Genomic DNA, 15,479 nt, shown 5'->3' on the forward strand with positions numbered 1-15,479 from the left:
AATTATAAGGGCTCATTGTGAGCCCTTATTTTACGCACTATTTTGATTTATCTTGAAATTGAATGTTTGACGGCTCTCTAGATTGTGGGTCTTCAGGCTCTTGGTTAGAGAGCTCCCGTAGATGATCAAGTTGATGCTCAAGCATGTTGACTGCATCATAATCACCATCGGAGCACGCCACGTAAATCTGTTGTTCGATCGCCTCAATACTATCTTTAATGCTCATCATACACCTCCGAAGTGTTCAATAGAGCACCTATAAGGTTAACCCATTAAGCTGCCAACGTATTAGGTTGTTAGTCATTCATTGGTTAACCTATTATTTCAATTAAAGTCGATTTATTTATGGCTAAACCGGCTTACCTGTTCTCAAATCGATTATAGTCCAAGAGTCCAAATTCGACAGGCTGTGTACGTTGATAGAACTCATGCACTTGGTCGCTAAATCGCCAGAAATCGGGAGAGCTGCGTCTAACCGCATAATTATCGAGTAGTTTTATGTAGTCATCTTCATCTTCAATAGATCTCAGCTGAGCGACAAATTTTTCTATTTGTTTTTCCTTCATTGAAAAATACGCGGCTGGGTAGCTACCAATAACGCCCCGAACAAGGGTGAAGTTGTCATTGGCATAATCACGGTTATTTTCTTCTGAAAACAGGCTAGAAATATTGATGTGAGCATTGTTATGAAGAAGCGTAAATAACTGATTATCCCCTTTGTTTGTTTCAATCATCAGCATGGTAATCTGCGGTACAGACTTAAGACCTTCACCTTTAATGTCATCGACGGTTCTCAATAACGCTTCGTTTTCAATGGATAAACCAGTATTAACGATTTTGTATCGGTCATTAAGAACCGGCGCCAATTCTGTTTTTATCTTGTTGTACAACTCAGCTTTGTAATCTTGTGTGAGATAAAGCACTTGGCTCGGTTGACTGAACGGAGCGATATTGCGTTGCAAAAAGGTACTAAACTGTGGGCTTTGATCTTGGTACCAACTGCTGAACTCTTTGTGTCGTATGGTATTTGGTAGTAGGGCTAAAAAGTTACTTTCACCTTCCATACGCAAAAAGTCCATGAACATACGAGTGATAAGTTGATGGCCAAAATTTCCATACACATCAAACCCTGCAACCAATAAGTAGTGAATACGCTCTAGGAGCGCATAATCGAGAACCCATGCGGTCTTTGGAGGGTGGCCAACTAGCCCTTGGACAACCGACGCACTGTCGAAATGGCGAAACACTGTAAGTGCGGCGTTAGGGTTATCGTCGTTACCTTTCCAAAGCAAATCTGTGGTTAGGTGTTTCCCACCTGTAAACCACTGATTCATGAAGTTTGATTTGCCTTCTAAATAGCGTGCTTGCTGGTTGGAATATTTAACCCAGTTGGTGATAGGTACGGTGTTACTTTCTAGTTCGCTTGGGAGCTTTAAGTTGTCGGCTTGCTCTTTGTAAAAATCGACGATTTCAGGGATATCTGATGTATCAGGGTCGATGAAAAAGACCCAGAAACGGTCATTGATAACATTAAGTGCCAGCTGACCACGACAAACCGGCCCTTTTATGTAAGCCATTATGGTATTTTGCGCGTTGTCTAGCATGAAATTAAAGCGTGCCTTAACCGGTAATGCCTCAAATGCTGTCATTGGGTTTGCGGCGACGTGAATCTCATAGCTTGGTAGGGTATCAACCGTGTAATTAGGCTCGATAAACCATTTATACCACAAATCAAGCTTGGCATCGTTTAGCTTAAATGGCATGTGTGTCTTATCAACAATGGTACCTTGATTTGGTATTAGCCGATAGTACACGCGCACTAGGTCAGGATTATCATAAGGCCTGCGCGTCACGATACGTTTTACCGGTTGACCTGGTGGCGTACTCGAGCGAACAATTTTGAAAAAACGGGGTTTACCTTCTATTTCAGAAAAGTATAGGTTTGCTAAAAAAAGGTGCTCATAAATGTAACGGGCGGTGAGTTGGTTTTTTAGGGATGATGTATTCAGAAGCTCTTCATACTTATCAACCATTGCTTGTTCATCTTTAGACAATGGGAGTGGGGCATTCATTAAGGCGCCGTTACCAAGCCACGCCACTAATGTTGCATACTCATCATTGTCTATGTTTGGCATACCAAAAGGCATCCCCCATAAAGGGTTCTCTTGCTCATAGGCATCGTACTCTTCAATCGTCGGACACACCTGCTGACGATTAACTGAAAAATCAAAATCTTCGAGTTGCGCTGTTTCCGGTAGTGGGTGACGCGCTTTCTGCGTGATCATACGAGAAATAAGCCCAGCATCTAGATTGGCAGATAATGTTTGGTCGCGTTCATTAAGAACGGGAAAGAAACCTAAGTCTCGCCATTCTTGCGTGCTTTGTGCGTCTTCAAAGAGACGGGTGGGTTGTGAAGCAGTGAGACGTTCCCCTTGATAAACAAGCGCTTTACTTGCCCCTCGATCTATCCCTTCAACCGATGACATTTTAAGTTGGCAAGGCGCATCGTAGCAGGCATGACATACTACACATCGGTTATCAATTATGGGTTTGACTTCATTAATGAAGAAGTCAGCATGAGTTGATTCAACCGAGACGGTTCTTTCTCTAACTTCAGGCTTACCAAACAATTCATCATAATTGAGCCCAGCGTACGTCGCACAACCAGCGAAAACGACGATACATAAATAGACGACAAGTTGCTTAATTTTCATAATATGCTCTCAATGCAGCGTGTCAAAACGCGTATATCTCCTTGTTAATATAGTGCTAATTTTTGTTTATATTCGGTCAAAGATCTAGTGATTTGTTATTCAGAACAAAAAAAAGCCTGACATGATGTCAGGCTTAATGTGAAACGAAGTGCAATGCGCGTTCGCTTATCTTGCCGTATTAAGCGGCTTTAAGTTCTGCTGCTTTCTCTTCAGAAATTGGTTTAGTGAAGAAAGATAGAAGAATACATACACCCATCATTGCTGCTGAGATAGTGTAAGCAAGGTTATAGCCGCCGCCGTGGGTCATTGAATATCCAACCACTGCTACACCGATGGCACCGCCGATACCCCAAGATGTATAAAGCACACCGTAGTTAGTGCCGTAGTTCTTCAGGCCATAGAATTCAGCAGTAAGAGACGGGAATACCGCAAGCAATGTGCCGTAACCTAGCGCAGCAAGTGCAGTACCGATGATCAATGTAAATTCACTATCAAAGGTCGCAAACAAAATCATGTTTATGCCTTGCAGAATAAACGCGAGCATCAGTGTGCGAATTCCGCCAATCTTATCAGACAATATACCAGCGCCAATGCGGCCGCCAGAGTTAAAAACAGCTAGGATAGACGCGAGGTATACAGCGTTTGGCAGATTCGCTTGAACGCTAGCAATGTTAGTGATGTTACCGATAATCATTAGACCAGTCGCAGAGGCTAAAGCGTACATCACCCAAAGCGCATAAAACTGTGGAGTTTTAAGCATAGCTTTCCACGAAATATCGACGGCTTGCTTTACTTTGATTGGAGCTTGTCCAGCTTTCACTTTAGGTTCTGGTGGTTGGTATCCTGCTGGTGGGTTATTAATTGTCGCCGCCAGTGGAACCGCGATGAGCAAAATACCAATACCTAGGATCATGAAGCTAGAGCTAATACCCATTTGCGTGATAAGGGCTGAAGTAAGAGGTGCAAGATACACCGCGGCTAAGCCGAAACCCGCTGCGATTAAACCATTTACCATGCCTTTTTTAGAAGGGTGGAACCACTTCATCGCAGACGGTGATAAACATGCATAACCAAAACCAATACCAGCGCCAGTAATAACGCCGAAAGTAATGTTAAGAACAAGCACAGACTCGGCAAAGCTTGAAGCAATCATACCAAGGCCTGTTAGCGTAGCACCTAAAATAAGGATGTTACGAGGGCCCATGCGATCTTGAAGTACGCCTGCTACCAGTAGGCAAAGCGAAAAAGTGATGGTCGCAATTGCGTAAGGAGAAGATGCGTCAGCAGCACTCCAACCCCATTCACTTACTAAGGCTTTGTTAAATACACTCCAAGCATACAGGATGCCAAGACAAAGGTTGATACAGAATCCTGCAATAAGGATGCGCATAGCTTTATCAATCTTGCTCATTTTTGTTCTCTGGTATTTCGAACAACGTTCGGGGGTTAGACAAATTTTCAAATTTAGTTTGCGTTTATCAACAGACGACGCAAAGGAGCGCGGATTATAACCAATTAAAATGTGATTGGAATCGATTTCTTTGAATTAATTGAAATAAAAACCACCTTGTAAATACAATGTAACAATATTGTTTGAATTTAATCTAACTTATTAGTGTGTATGGTCAGATCACAAATTCTTAAAGTAAATAGATTTATTTTTATGTGAATGCTTTGTTAAAATAGACGGCGGGTAATTAAGTTAATTACGTAACATGCTGTAACAAAAGGAAAGTGGTGGTTTTCAATGTTACTGACTTGTAATTGCTCTAAGCAAAGGCATTTTAATAAATTTGATGGTTAAATATTGAGCTTGTATTTGGTTTTAAGACGTATGACAATATAGACAAAATGAGTTTTCAAAAATGAAAATGGACATTTCATTCCTATTATTACTACTTTTCGAGGTGATTTATGTTCATTGCAAAAATCGGTATGTTACTTGGCTTTTCGGTTGGCGCGGGTTATGTGGCAGCTGATCATATCCATTCATATATGCTCGGGTTTTCTATTGCGGCGCTAGCGGTAGGGGCTTGTTACCTTATTGCATTTGCGAGCACTAAGTATCCGCAATTTGCAATGGGTTTGTTGCTATTAGGGACAATGGCGAAATTGACAGTGACGGTAGTTGGCGTTGGTGTCAGTGTATCTTATGACTTAATTTCATCTCCATTTGTGTTCTCGTTGTCTTATTTGTTCTACCTGATAGCGGTAACTTATCTTTGGTTTAGCTTTAAAGATAGTAGAATGCCAATCCCAGATATCATGAAGTCAAAGCAGCTAGCTTCGTAATCTGACGAAGCGATAGACTGTGTGAGAATCGCCTCAGCAGAAAAATAGATAGTATTTACAAAGAAGGGCTTAGGCCCTTCTTTTTGATCTCAGCTGTTTCACGTCTACAGAACAACCACTGATACTATTAAGTGTAATCTGTCGGTTACCGAATTGAATAACGCATTAAAACTACCTATTGAATCGAAACTACCACCAGCCTATTTCCATTCTTCAAACTATCAGTATCACTAGATAATCTCTTCCCATGACAGCGTCATGTCATAGCGTTTAGCCTTACGTTTTCACGATACGACGAACCTCGATATGTAACTATTTGATGAATATCAGAAAGACATCTTAAAAGAGAAAAGTCGATCTAAATATTAATTGAGAGTAATAATGATAGTAATTATCATTTATGTTTGTAATAATGCGCTTGCGTTGATTGTTAGAACAGAAATAAGAAGGAACTATGAAACTAAAACTGTCGATTTTAGCGAGCTCAGTGGTACTTGCGCTCACTTCAAATGCTCAAGCCGAAGATGTGACCACCTTGAACGAAGTGGTTGTCTCTGCATCACGAGCTGACAAAACCAATCAAGATAAAACTCGCTCTGTTGTAAAGGTCGATATGGAGAAGTTGGATGAAATTCAGCCAAACTCTGTAGCGGAAGCAATTAAGTATGAGCCAAATGTGTCTATAGATGGTGCCAATATTCCTGGTAATCAATCGGTTAATATTCGTGGTTTGAGTGGTAATAAAGTATTAAAAGTTATCGATGGTAACCGCCAAAACATGCAATATGGGCACCGCCCAACCTATTTTTTAGACCCTTCCTTACTGGGCAGTATTGAAGTTGTCAAAGGTCCGATTAGTTCATTATACGGCTCGGGTGCGATTGGTGGAGTGGTGGTGCAAAATACACTTACTGCTGACGACATTCTTGAAGAAAACGGTTTAGGCGGGCGAGTTAAAGTCGGTTATCAAGACAATGGTGATGTTTGGACTAATACAGCAGCCTTAGCGAATAAAAATGATGATATAGATTGGATTATCGCAGGTAGCTACAAAGACAGTGGTTACATGAAACAAGGTGACGGTTCAACACTGTATGGTACGGAAGCGACAAATAAGACGGGGTTAGCTAAGTTCAATTGGCAGATAAATAATGCGCACAAAATTGGCTTTAATTTACGTTATGCTGATCTTGATGGACGACCTCCGGTAGTTGGCGATTCTAGCGGGCAACTCAATGATCCTAGCTTACTTATTAGCCGTCAAACCGCGGATCAATCTTATGGCATTAATTACAATTTTAATCCGAATAGTGTTTGGGTCAATGTCGAGGCATCCTTGTATCGTAATGATACTAAAATTACTGAAGTTGACCCATCCGTTGTTGGTGAAGACATTTCACAACTCAACACAACGGGCTTTAACATTACCAACCAGTCCGATGCTGGGAAACTTAAGCTATTTACAGGGGTAGACGGTTATTTGGATGAGTTGGATGCAAGTCGAGCTGCGTCTGTCTCTGGACGTCCAGAACTACCTAAAGATGCCCAAACGTTTGTTGTGGGTGCTTTTGGTTACATAAACTATGATTTGTTAGAAACGTTAACGGCAGACGTAGGGGTTAGATACGATTCTTTCTCGTCAAAAGCACAAGGCTTTGACGACAATAATCAATCCGCTTGGTCACCATCGGTTGGTTTGCTCTGGCAAGCGCAGCAGTGGATGGCGTGGTCATTACGTTACGACGAAGCGTTTCGAGCGCCAGATACCTCTGAACTCTACATGAGCGGCACTCACTTTTCTTATTACCCTGGTGGGCCAAGTAATGTATTTGTTCCCAATCCTGAGTTAAAACCAGAAAAGTCACACAACGTAGAGCTAAAAGGGCAGTTTGATTTTAACAATGTTATCGCGGATGACGAGTTATCCCTTACAACAAGTGCGTTTAATAACCAAGTTAAAGATTTTATCAATTTAGATGTAGACTCAACCCCTGTTAGTGGTTGCAGTATAGTTAAACCAGTCGGTTGCGCAGGTACGAGTCGTTCAAATAATATTAGTAATGCTGAGTTAACCGGCTACGAACTAGCTGCAGATTATCGCTGGCAGCAACTATCACTTGGTCTTTCCTATGGTCAAACCCGCGGTAAGGATACGGATACCGATGAATGGATCACCAACATTCCCGCTGATAAATGGGTGGCGAGCGCTCAGTATGGATTTTGGAATATCGATACCAAGATCGGAACTCGAGCCACGTTTGTTAGCGGGCAAGGTCGTGTACCAACTGGCTACACTGAAGGTCCTCATGACTCTTATCAGTTAGTTGATTTTTATGCGTCTTGGGAGCCAACAAGTGAGTTAGAAGGCCTCAAAGTTGACCTTTCTCTGATTAACGCGTTTGATGAAAACTACCGGACTGCATGGACACAAGTGTATCAGCCTGGTCGCTCAGTGCGTCTAAACGCACAATACACCTTTTAATCTAATATAACTCACGAAGCGGCTTCCAATAGGAAGTCGCTTTTTTTATGGTTCACGTTTAGTATTAAGGGGTTATCTGCAATGTTACGGGGAAAGGGTTAGTGCAACACTCAATTACATTAGAAGCACTTAATATATTGGATGCAATTGATCGAAGAGGCTCGTTTGCTGCTGCGGCTGTCGAGCTAGATAGGGCGACTTCCTCGTTAAGTTACCAAATTCAAAAGCTCGAACAAGAGCTCGATATTATGATCTTTGATCGCTCTGGTCATAAAGCGGCGTTAACGGATGCTGGACGTTTGATTTTAGAGCGTGGTAGGGTTATCTTGCAGGCAACTGAAACCATGGTGCACGAAGCTCGCTTACTCGCGAACGGGTGGGAGCTTGATTTGACAATTGCTTATGACAGCATTATTCCAGTTGCTAACTTTTTCGAGCTTGTTGACAAGCTGGGAACGGTGAGTAAAACACGAGTTAAGTTAGACGAAGAAGTGCTAGCAGGGTGCTGGGAGTCTCTAAACGAAGACCGAAGTGATCTCCTTGTTTGTCCTCAACCCGAAGTGACACCTCAAGGAGTAAAAACGCAGGTTTTAGGGTCAATGAGTATGACCTGGGTAGCGGCATCCGACCATTATGTTCATAAAAGAAGTGGTATCTTTGATAGTCAAGCCAGAGAGAAATATCGCGTGATTGCTATTGCCGACACGGCGAGAGAGCAACCTGCGTTAAGCGTGAATATTTTGGAAAAACAGCCTCGACTTACGGTGTCAAATTTAGAGGCAAAGATCGAGGCGTTAGTGAATGGGCTGGGTATTGGTACATTACCAACTCAAATTGCCGAACCCTTAATCAAAGCGGGTAAACTCTCCAAAATTGACGGTACCAAACAGGCGGAAATTGATATCGTGTTAGCTTGGAAAAGAAACAATATCGGCGAAGCGAAATCTTGGTGTATCAAGCATTTGACGAAGAATTGGAATTTAAAGTAATAACCTTAAATAGCGTTAAATCAATAGCGTAAATGGTGTTATTAATCGTTTTCTTACGGGGCAGTGCTGGCTCGCTTGTTACGCTGTCACTATGACTAGGCTTGTACTACAGCCGAAATAGTCTTTGATATATCTGTTTCGATACGGGAGCTTTGTTTAGAGTAACCAAAGCTCCGATGATTATTAGCGGCTTGAAGCCAGCGCATGTTAGCGTAGTTTCAGCACCATATCGGCAACGCCGTCTTCAAATTGAACATCCAGTTCAAATCCTAATTTTTGTGCCAAGGTTAACATGCCTCGGTTGGTTGGCATGGTCATTCCGGATATCTTAAGTGTCTGCTTTGCTACACAATAATCAATAATCTTTTGCATTAAGACACGTCCTAATCCGACACCTTTTAGATCCGAACGAATCAATATCGCAAATTCAGCATCTGAATTGTCTGGGTTAACCAGTACGCGAGAAACACCGATGATTCTTTGCTCTGATTGACTTGCATCTACGGCGACGAAAGCCATCTCTCGGTCATAGTCAATTTGTGTTAAGTTCGCTAGAGCTTCGTGATTGAACTCGCCAACGTCGGAGAAGAAGCGCTTATATAAGTCTTCTTTTGTGACATTATTGATGAAATCCGCGTGTAGGGGTTCATCTTCTGGTTTGATTGGTCGTAGTAGTATTTGAGATTGATCTTTAAGCGTAATCGTTTCTTCCATTTCTGTTGGATAAGGACGAATGGCCAAGCGAGCTTGTGGGTCGCCGCTAAAAGGTTTGACCGTAATGGAAGCATCGAGAATAGTAATGTCGTCACCATTCAATAGAAGTGGATGGATATCCAGTTCATAAATTTCAGGGCAGGCGACAATTATCTGTGAAACCTTAACAATAAACTCGGCTAGCTTTGCTAAATTGATCGGGTTGGGGGACTTATGAAATCGTAACGTGCCGTTATTAATCGCCCCTACAATCAGGTAACGTGCCAGTGCAGTATTTAGCGGTGGCAGGGCGGTCACTGCTTCTTTACTTATGTTCCAATCCGAACCACCTTGCCCAATAAACAGCGCAGGTCCGAACGTTGGATCGGTCACCGCTTTTATTCGTATTTCTTGTCCACCGGTCACCTTCGCCATTTTCTGAACCGTTAAGCCTTCAATCTTCGCGTTGGGATAAGACAGTGTCGTTCGATCTAAAATCGATTGGGCCGCACTAGACACTTCATTGAGATCACGCAAATTCAACATCACGCCGTGGATATCTGATTTATGTGGAATATCGGGTGAGCGAAGCTTTAACGCTACAGGGTAACCAATCTGTTCAGCAAGGTGAATCGCTTCTGATGGGTCATGAGCAAGCCAGGTTTTCAGAACGGGGAGTTTAAATAAATCAAATAGTTGCTCACATAAATGAGACTCTAATAAGGTGATATGCTCAGGAGATTGCTGTTGAGAAGTATGACTAGCAAGCCAGTCATGGGCTCGGCTTAGTTGTTCTGACGAATATGAATCTGTGGTAGTTGGCGTTTCCATAAGTTGCCATTGGTTACGACGATAATCCACCAGGTGCATGAAGGCGGTAACAGCACTTTCCGGCGTTCGGTAAGTGGGTATGCCATTTTCAGTAAACAGTAAGCGAGCTTGTTTTGCCGTTGCTTCTCCAGACCAATTAGTCAAAATATTGAACCGCTTAGACTTAGGATGTGCACGAACTGTGTCAATCACTTGTTGAGCAGTACCTTCGGAGTCAGATACCGCAGACGGGCTGTGCATAATAAGTATTGCATCTATATCGTCGCTATCGAGCACGCAATTTATCGCTTGGATGTAGCGCTGCGCTGTAGCGTCACCAACGAGATCAATTGGATTGGATTGAGACCACGTGGCTGGTAACACTTGAGATAAGTTGTGTATCGTTGTTTTGGATAATTCAGCAAGTTTACCGCCGCGATCGGAAAGTGTATCCAATGCCATCAAGGCTGGCCCCATACCATTAGTGATGATGGCAAGACGTTCGCCACGTAATGGGACGGAATGCGTTAATGTTTCCACTGCAGCGAACAATTCATGGGTGTTATTGACTCGCAGCATACCAGCACGTTGTATTGCTGAGTCGTAGACAATGTCGAGTGATGCTGTGGGATCGTTTAATTCACCCTTGTTGGTTGTTCGTGAGCGACCGGCTTTAAGCACTAATATACGACGGTTACGAGACGTAGCCCGTGCTGCCGACATGAAGCGCCGTGCGTCACGAATAGAATCGACGTAAAGCAGAATAGATTCGGTCTTGCTATCACGTGCTAGGTAATCGAGTAGATCATCAAAATCAATGTCAGCGCCATTACCCAAAGAGATGAATGCTGAAAACCCGATATTTTTATCGTTCGCCCAATCCAAAATGGTGGTGCAAACGGCAGAAGATTGAGAAATAAACGCCAATTTACCAGGCTTACAGTTAACCGGTGAAAACGACGCATTAAAATTTTGCCAAGGCAGCAGTATACCAAGACTATTTGAACCTAAGACGCGCATTCCGGCGTTTTTAGCAATATCAATACATTGCTGCTCTAAGCTTTTCAGAGTTTGTAATTGGCTGACTTCGTCTACCAGCGTCGTATTTAAGGGGTGAGGAGGCGGATCATTTTCAATGACAGGACGCTCGGCGTCGAGCGTCATATCGGAAGCCATTACAATAACCACTTTAACGCCGATGACCGAGAGCTCATTAAAAAGCTCGACATTTCGAGAGCCGCGCGTACAAAGAATGGCCAGATCGGGTGCAAATGGTAGCTCGCTAACGGAGCGATAACAAAGAATACCGTTTACCGATTTGTATCTTGGATGAACGGGTAGAATAGTCCCTTGAAATCCACCAAGTAACAGATTCTTGATCACCACGCCACCGGCTCGTTGTGCCTTTGCTGATGCCCCGATAACGGCGATAGATTCGGGTTTAAAGAGTACATCTAATGACATGGTTCATCCTTTTATACTGATGATGACTAGGTGTTTAATGAACAAGTGATTACCAAGTTATCTCATCGTGATTTGTTTCGTTTCACGGTTGTAATGGCGGGTTACCGACAAGAGCCCTAAGTAATGAATGGTTAAGTTACTACATAGTAGCGCAGTCCTTGTTGTGTCGGAATTTGATTGTCTAAATTTAGAGATAACATATTGCTGTGTCTCGAATATTGTGTAACATGTCACAGCATTGGACTGCTGACATTCGGAATCATTGAATCAAACAATTTCTGTCGGCATGATTTAGAGAATTTGATATTTGGGCAGTAAAGCTATGAAAAAAATTGTTATCGTCAGCATCACCGCATTGCTGGCGGCTTGTTCCTCAGGTGACTACGTGTCTGAAGTTAAATCTGAAAGCTACCGTGAAGACTACACGCCAGTGGTAGAAACCACTGCTGCGGAGCCTGTGGTTGTTGCGGCCGCCGCGAGTGCGACAGAAGAAGTAAAGAAAACGGACGTAGCAAAAAGCCCTACGCCACAAAAAACAGACCCTCAACCCGTTGTTACGAAAACTCAACCTCAGCCAGCTAAAGTAAGCGCAGCAGACAAGAGTGTCGTTAAAATTGTTCCACCGTCGAAAAAGCAAATCGACCAAGACTATCGGTACGGGTTCACGATTCAGGTAGCGGCTGTTGGTACAAAAGATAAGGTCACGTTATTCTCGAGCAAGTTGCCGAAAAACGGTCAACCGGTTTGGGAAAACTACAAAATTGTAAATGGTACTAAATGGTACTCGGTCTTGTACGGAGACTATGCAACTCGTAAAAAAGCGCAAGCGGCAATTGCGACATTACCAAAAGAGTTTCAATCGCTTAAACCATTTGTAAAAAGTATTGATAAGATTAAAAAATCAGATTATCCAACATTAAGTAAACTAAATTAGAAAAGTAAGCTTAATTAGAGCAGCTGAGTAGAGGCTAATGACCGCCAGTTAGCTAAGACAATTATTATGCATCCAGCTATTGAGTCACCGTCTCATGATCTGGGTGCATTTTTGTATGTAAAACATCCATACAGTAAGGTTTTAGGGATATTTAACACATTTTGGACTGAATATTAGGGCTCGATCGTTTATGATTTACGTCCAACGACCTAAGGACAGATGTACAATGTCAAACATGAATATTCTTCTACTATGTGGCGGCGCCTCAAGTGAGCACGAAGTCTCACTTGTGTCTGCAGACTATCTTGAATCTCAGTTACAGACCAATCCTCGTTTTGATGTTATACGTGTTGAAATTACCGCAGACGGTTGGCGATGTCAGGATGGTCAATTGGTGTCTTTAGATGTCAATAAAAAAGCCCTAGTTGGAGAGCAACGTCATCACAATATCGACTATGTCGTTCCGTGTATCCACGGGTTCCCAGGTGAGACGGGAGATATTCAATCGTTGTTGGAAATTGCAAACATTCCTTACTTTGGGTGTGGACCTGAAGCCAGCTGCAATAGTTTTAACAAAATAACCTCTAAGCTATGGTATGACACACTTGGCATTCCCAACACACCGTATCTCTTTTTGACTGAAAATAATGAAAACGCCCATGCGCAGGCTCATGAAGCATTCAATAAATGGGGCAAAGTCTTTGTTAAGGCTGCTAAACAAGGCTCATCAGTAGGCTGTTACAATGTCACTACTAAAGGCGCGCTTTCTGATTCCCTTAATTCGGCATTTGGCTTTTCTGATCAAGTTGTGATTGAAAAAGCAGTAAAACCACGTGAACTCGAAGTGGCTGCATATGAATATAATGGGCAATTACACATTACCTTACCGGGAGAGGTTACCGCACCGGAAGGGACGTTTTATTCATATGATGAGAAGTACAGCAGCAAAAGTCATTCAACCACGGATGTTGAAGCAAAAGATTTAACTAAAGAGCAGCAAGCACTGATTCAGCAGTATTCGGAAAAAGTCTTCACACAGATGAAGCTACGACACCTTTCTCGTATCGATTTTTTCTTAACAGAAGACAATGAAATCTATTTGAATGAAGTGAACACATTCCCTGGTATGACTCCAATCTCGATGTTCCCGAAAATGGTAGAACACTCTGGGGTTAAATTCGCAGATTTTGTTATTGACTGTATTGAGCGGTTATAACCAAAACTGCAAGGACTATGCTCGTCATGGCACTCTACAAAAAATTGGGTGTTATGACGGTTTAAATTTATCTTTCTCTTTTTCTGACCTCTCAGGGTTTCCCGTATATTGAAGTGGCATCGCGGGGCTTGCCCAGCGTCCAAACTCCTGTATATCTCGAACTTTATAGCCTTCACTCCATAGTTTCTTCACGGCCCCAACACGACCGGACTGGGAAGAAAAACGTCGATAATCAGGTAAACTAAGAAGTTCACTGGCTCGTCTCAATATCCTGTAGATGGAAGAATCATCTAAAACGCCATCTTTCATGTTTCCATGGCGATCAATCGAGACAAAAAGTGGAGCGTAGGGGTTGCAGTCTAGCCATGAGTTCAACACTACCGCTGCGGTATCGCTTAATATATAACGCGTACCATCAATGTTTAAATAGCTCGTGTCGTCTAACGTTTCTAGATGCTCTTGCGTCAACTGTCGTAAATCCTTTCTCTTTAACGCACATTCAAACATGACATAATAGATGGCAAGATCACGACAATCTTTTGGGTCTGGAGATGCTGAAAGTAGGGCGTGCAAATCAGTTAAATGCGTGTCGGTAAACGCACTTGTTTCTTTCACTTTATCTGCGCCGGCTATTCGAATTTCATTGAGACATAAACCAATCTCGCGACCTTTTGTCGGGTCTTTAAACCCTAGAACAGTATGTACCACGCCTATTGTGACCGCGTAACGCCTTAGCGTTGAGTATTTCCTTGAGTGGCGTTCTTTATCAAGAAAGCGCCTAACTGCGGTAACTGATGCTGGAATACTCGATACGCCGTTAAGACGACAAAACTCATTAAACAAGCGCCAGTCTTTTGAAAGCGCAAGCAATGAACTTTTTGAATAATAACAACTTGTTAATTCATTAAATTGCGCGGGACTTATAGAGTCGACTAAAATCGATTTAAATTTATTAACTTGGTGTTTTTCTGTGATCACTGGTATGTCTTTTTTCATCTTAGTGCACTATAACTTAATTGATTGCTCAATAATAACTGATAACATATATGCGTTAAAAGTAGTTTAGCAACAATAAATAAGAGATGCATCTTTATGGCTTTAGCAAGTTATCGAGGGTTCACCCTTAAATCAATCGGGATTGAGAACCAAGTTTGGAAAGTCACGATAAAAAACCGAGAACTAAAAGGAAGCCTATCAGCGATTAAAAAAAGTATCGACTGGTGGTGTGATACCGCTTCAATTATCGACCCAGCACAATTGGCGACGACAGCTCAGAGAACGGAGAGTACAGGCGTACAAGAATTGTTTAATGGCTATATGATCAAAAACGATACTGGCGAAAATAACGCGTGGTACTGCATGTTTAATGGTAAACTTATCAAAGGTGGTAAGTTAGCGATTCAAAAGCATATCGAAGCTTACTTGGTCGCAAAAAAGAAAGCAGAGCAACTGAAGAAATAACATGACACTCGTATATTCAACGGAAACAGGACGTATCAAAGAAGACAAACCAGCACCTAAGCGTGAAAAAGGTGACGGTATTGTTCGTATTCAAAAGCAAACCAAAGGACGAAAAGGCAAAGGCGTTTCTGTCATTTCAGGTTTGGACTTAGATGATGCGCCATTAAAACTACTCGCGGCTGAGCTTAAAAAAGTATGCGGTTGTGGTGGTTCTGTTAAAGACGGCACAATTGAGATTCAGGGCGATGCTCGAGATAAAATCAAAGCAGCGCTTGAAAAGAAAGGCTATACCGTAAAGTTATCCGGCGGATAACAAGCGACCGAGTAAGACCAGAAGCAAAGCTCGTGTTACTCGGCCATTCGTACTAAGCAGGTGTAACATAATAATCACTTTCTTAATCCAAATTAAGAAAGTGATTATTAT

12 protein-coding genes are annotated in these 15,479 nt (G+C 42.4%); 7 read left to right on the top strand and 5 right to left on the bottom strand.

What is annotated here, in order from left to right; genetic code table 11:
- Positions 1–37: 37 nt before the first annotated feature.
- From M9196_RS21160 to M9196_RS21170, 3 genes are all read right to left on the bottom strand, one after another.
- Entirely contained in the window at positions 38–226 is a 189-nt protein-coding gene (locus M9196_RS21160) for a hypothetical protein (protein WP_250619496.1), read from the bottom strand.
- Between the two features lie 133 nt (positions 227–359).
- Positions 360–2,714, bottom strand: a complete 2,355-nt coding sequence (locus M9196_RS21165) for a fatty acid cis/trans isomerase (RefSeq protein ID WP_250619481.1) — start codon at positions 2,712–2,714, stop codon at positions 360–362.
- A gap of 178 nt (positions 2,715–2,892) precedes the next feature.
- A complete protein-coding gene (locus M9196_RS21170; protein ID WP_250619482.1) occupies positions 2,893–4,125 on the bottom strand; it encodes an L-lactate MFS transporter in 1,233 nt (410 codons plus the stop codon).
- A 503-nt stretch (positions 4,126–4,628) separates the two neighbouring features.
- Here M9196_RS21170 and M9196_RS21175 point away from each other — a divergent pair.
- From M9196_RS21175 to M9196_RS21185, 3 genes are all read left to right on the top strand, one after another.
- Positions 4,629–5,006, top strand: a complete 378-nt coding sequence (locus tag M9196_RS21175; RefSeq protein ID WP_250619483.1) for an NADH:ubiquinone oxidoreductase — start codon at positions 4,629–4,631, stop codon at positions 5,004–5,006.
- A gap of 454 nt (positions 5,007–5,460) precedes the next feature.
- Entirely contained in the window at positions 5,461–7,488 is a 2,028-nt protein-coding gene (locus tag M9196_RS21180; RefSeq protein ID WP_250619484.1) for a TonB-dependent hemoglobin/transferrin/lactoferrin family receptor, read from the top strand.
- A gap of 101 nt (positions 7,489–7,589) precedes the next feature.
- Positions 7,590–8,477 (top strand): LysR family transcriptional regulator, encoded by an 888-nt coding sequence (locus M9196_RS21185; protein ID WP_250619485.1) that lies wholly within the window; start codon positions 7,590–7,592, stop codon positions 8,475–8,477.
- Positions 8,478–8,684: 207 nt separating this feature from the next.
- Here M9196_RS21185 and M9196_RS21190 read toward each other — a convergent pair whose 3' ends face one another.
- A complete protein-coding gene (locus tag M9196_RS21190) occupies positions 8,685–11,444 on the bottom strand; it encodes a bifunctional acetate--CoA ligase family protein/GNAT family N-acetyltransferase (RefSeq protein WP_250619486.1) in 2,760 nt (919 codons plus the stop codon).
- A gap of 322 nt (positions 11,445–11,766) precedes the next feature.
- On the opposite strand from M9196_RS21190, the gene M9196_RS21195 reads away from it, so the two are divergent.
- Together M9196_RS21195 and M9196_RS21200 are read left to right on the top strand one after the other, a co-directional pair.
- Positions 11,767–12,378, top strand: coding sequence for an SPOR domain-containing protein (locus M9196_RS21195; protein WP_250619487.1), 612 nt, complete (start codon positions 11,767–11,769; stop codon positions 12,376–12,378).
- Positions 12,379–12,604: 226 nt separating this feature from the next.
- Positions 12,605–13,594, top strand: coding sequence for a D-alanine--D-alanine ligase (locus M9196_RS21200; RefSeq protein ID WP_250619488.1), 990 nt, complete (start codon positions 12,605–12,607; stop codon positions 13,592–13,594).
- A gap of 51 nt (positions 13,595–13,645) precedes the next feature.
- Here M9196_RS21200 and M9196_RS21205 read toward each other — a convergent pair whose 3' ends face one another.
- A complete protein-coding gene (locus M9196_RS21205) occupies positions 13,646–14,590 on the bottom strand; it encodes a tyrosine-type recombinase/integrase (RefSeq protein WP_250619489.1) in 945 nt (314 codons plus the stop codon).
- 96 nt (positions 14,591–14,686) lie between these two features.
- Here M9196_RS21205 and M9196_RS21210 point away from each other — a divergent pair, with 96 nt between their 5' ends.
- Positions 14,687–15,055 (top strand): DUF3319 domain-containing protein, encoded by a 369-nt coding sequence (locus M9196_RS21210; RefSeq protein ID WP_250619490.1) that lies wholly within the window; start codon positions 14,687–14,689, stop codon positions 15,053–15,055.
- A 1-nt stretch (position 15,056) separates the two neighbouring features.
- Positions 15,057–15,368, top strand: coding sequence for a stress response translation initiation inhibitor YciH (gene yciH / locus M9196_RS21215; protein WP_250619491.1), 312 nt, complete (start codon positions 15,057–15,059; stop codon positions 15,366–15,368).
- Positions 15,369–15,479 lie beyond the last annotated feature (111 nt).

Source organism: Vibrio methylphosphonaticus (genome assembly GCF_023634655.1).
Classification (GTDB): Bacteria; Pseudomonadota; Gammaproteobacteria; order Enterobacterales; family Vibrionaceae; genus Vibrio; species Vibrio methylphosphonaticus.

Coding starts and splice junctions, on each gene's coding strand:
- M9196_RS21160 (WP_250619496.1), bottom strand. CDS start 226: ATGAGCATTAAAGATAGTATTGAGGCGATCGAACAACAGATTTACGTG.
- M9196_RS21165 (WP_250619481.1), bottom strand. CDS start 2,714: ATGAAAATTAAGCAACTTGTCGTCTATTTATGTATCGTCGTTTTCGCT.
- M9196_RS21170 (WP_250619482.1), bottom strand. CDS start 4,125: ATGAGCAAGATTGATAAAGCTATGCGCATCCTTATTGCAGGATTCTGT.
- M9196_RS21175 (WP_250619483.1), top strand. CDS start 4,629: ATGTTCATTGCAAAAATCGGTATGTTACTTGGCTTTTCGGTTGGCGCG.
- M9196_RS21180 (WP_250619484.1), top strand. CDS start 5,461: ATGAAACTAAAACTGTCGATTTTAGCGAGCTCAGTGGTACTTGCGCTC.
- M9196_RS21190 (WP_250619486.1), bottom strand. CDS start 11,444: ATGTCATTAGATGTACTCTTTAAACCCGAATCTATCGCCGTTATCGGG.
- M9196_RS21195 (WP_250619487.1), top strand. CDS start 11,767: ATGAAAAAAATTGTTATCGTCAGCATCACCGCATTGCTGGCGGCTTGT.
- M9196_RS21200 (WP_250619488.1), top strand. CDS start 12,605: ATGTCAAACATGAATATTCTTCTACTATGTGGCGGCGCCTCAAGTGAG.
- M9196_RS21205 (WP_250619489.1), bottom strand. CDS start 14,590: ATGAAAAAAGACATACCAGTGATCACAGAAAAACACCAAGTTAATAAA.
- M9196_RS21210 (WP_250619490.1), top strand. CDS start 14,687: ATGGCTTTAGCAAGTTATCGAGGGTTCACCCTTAAATCAATCGGGATT.
- yciH (WP_250619491.1), top strand. CDS start 15,057: ATGACACTCGTATATTCAACGGAAACAGGACGTATCAAAGAAGACAAA.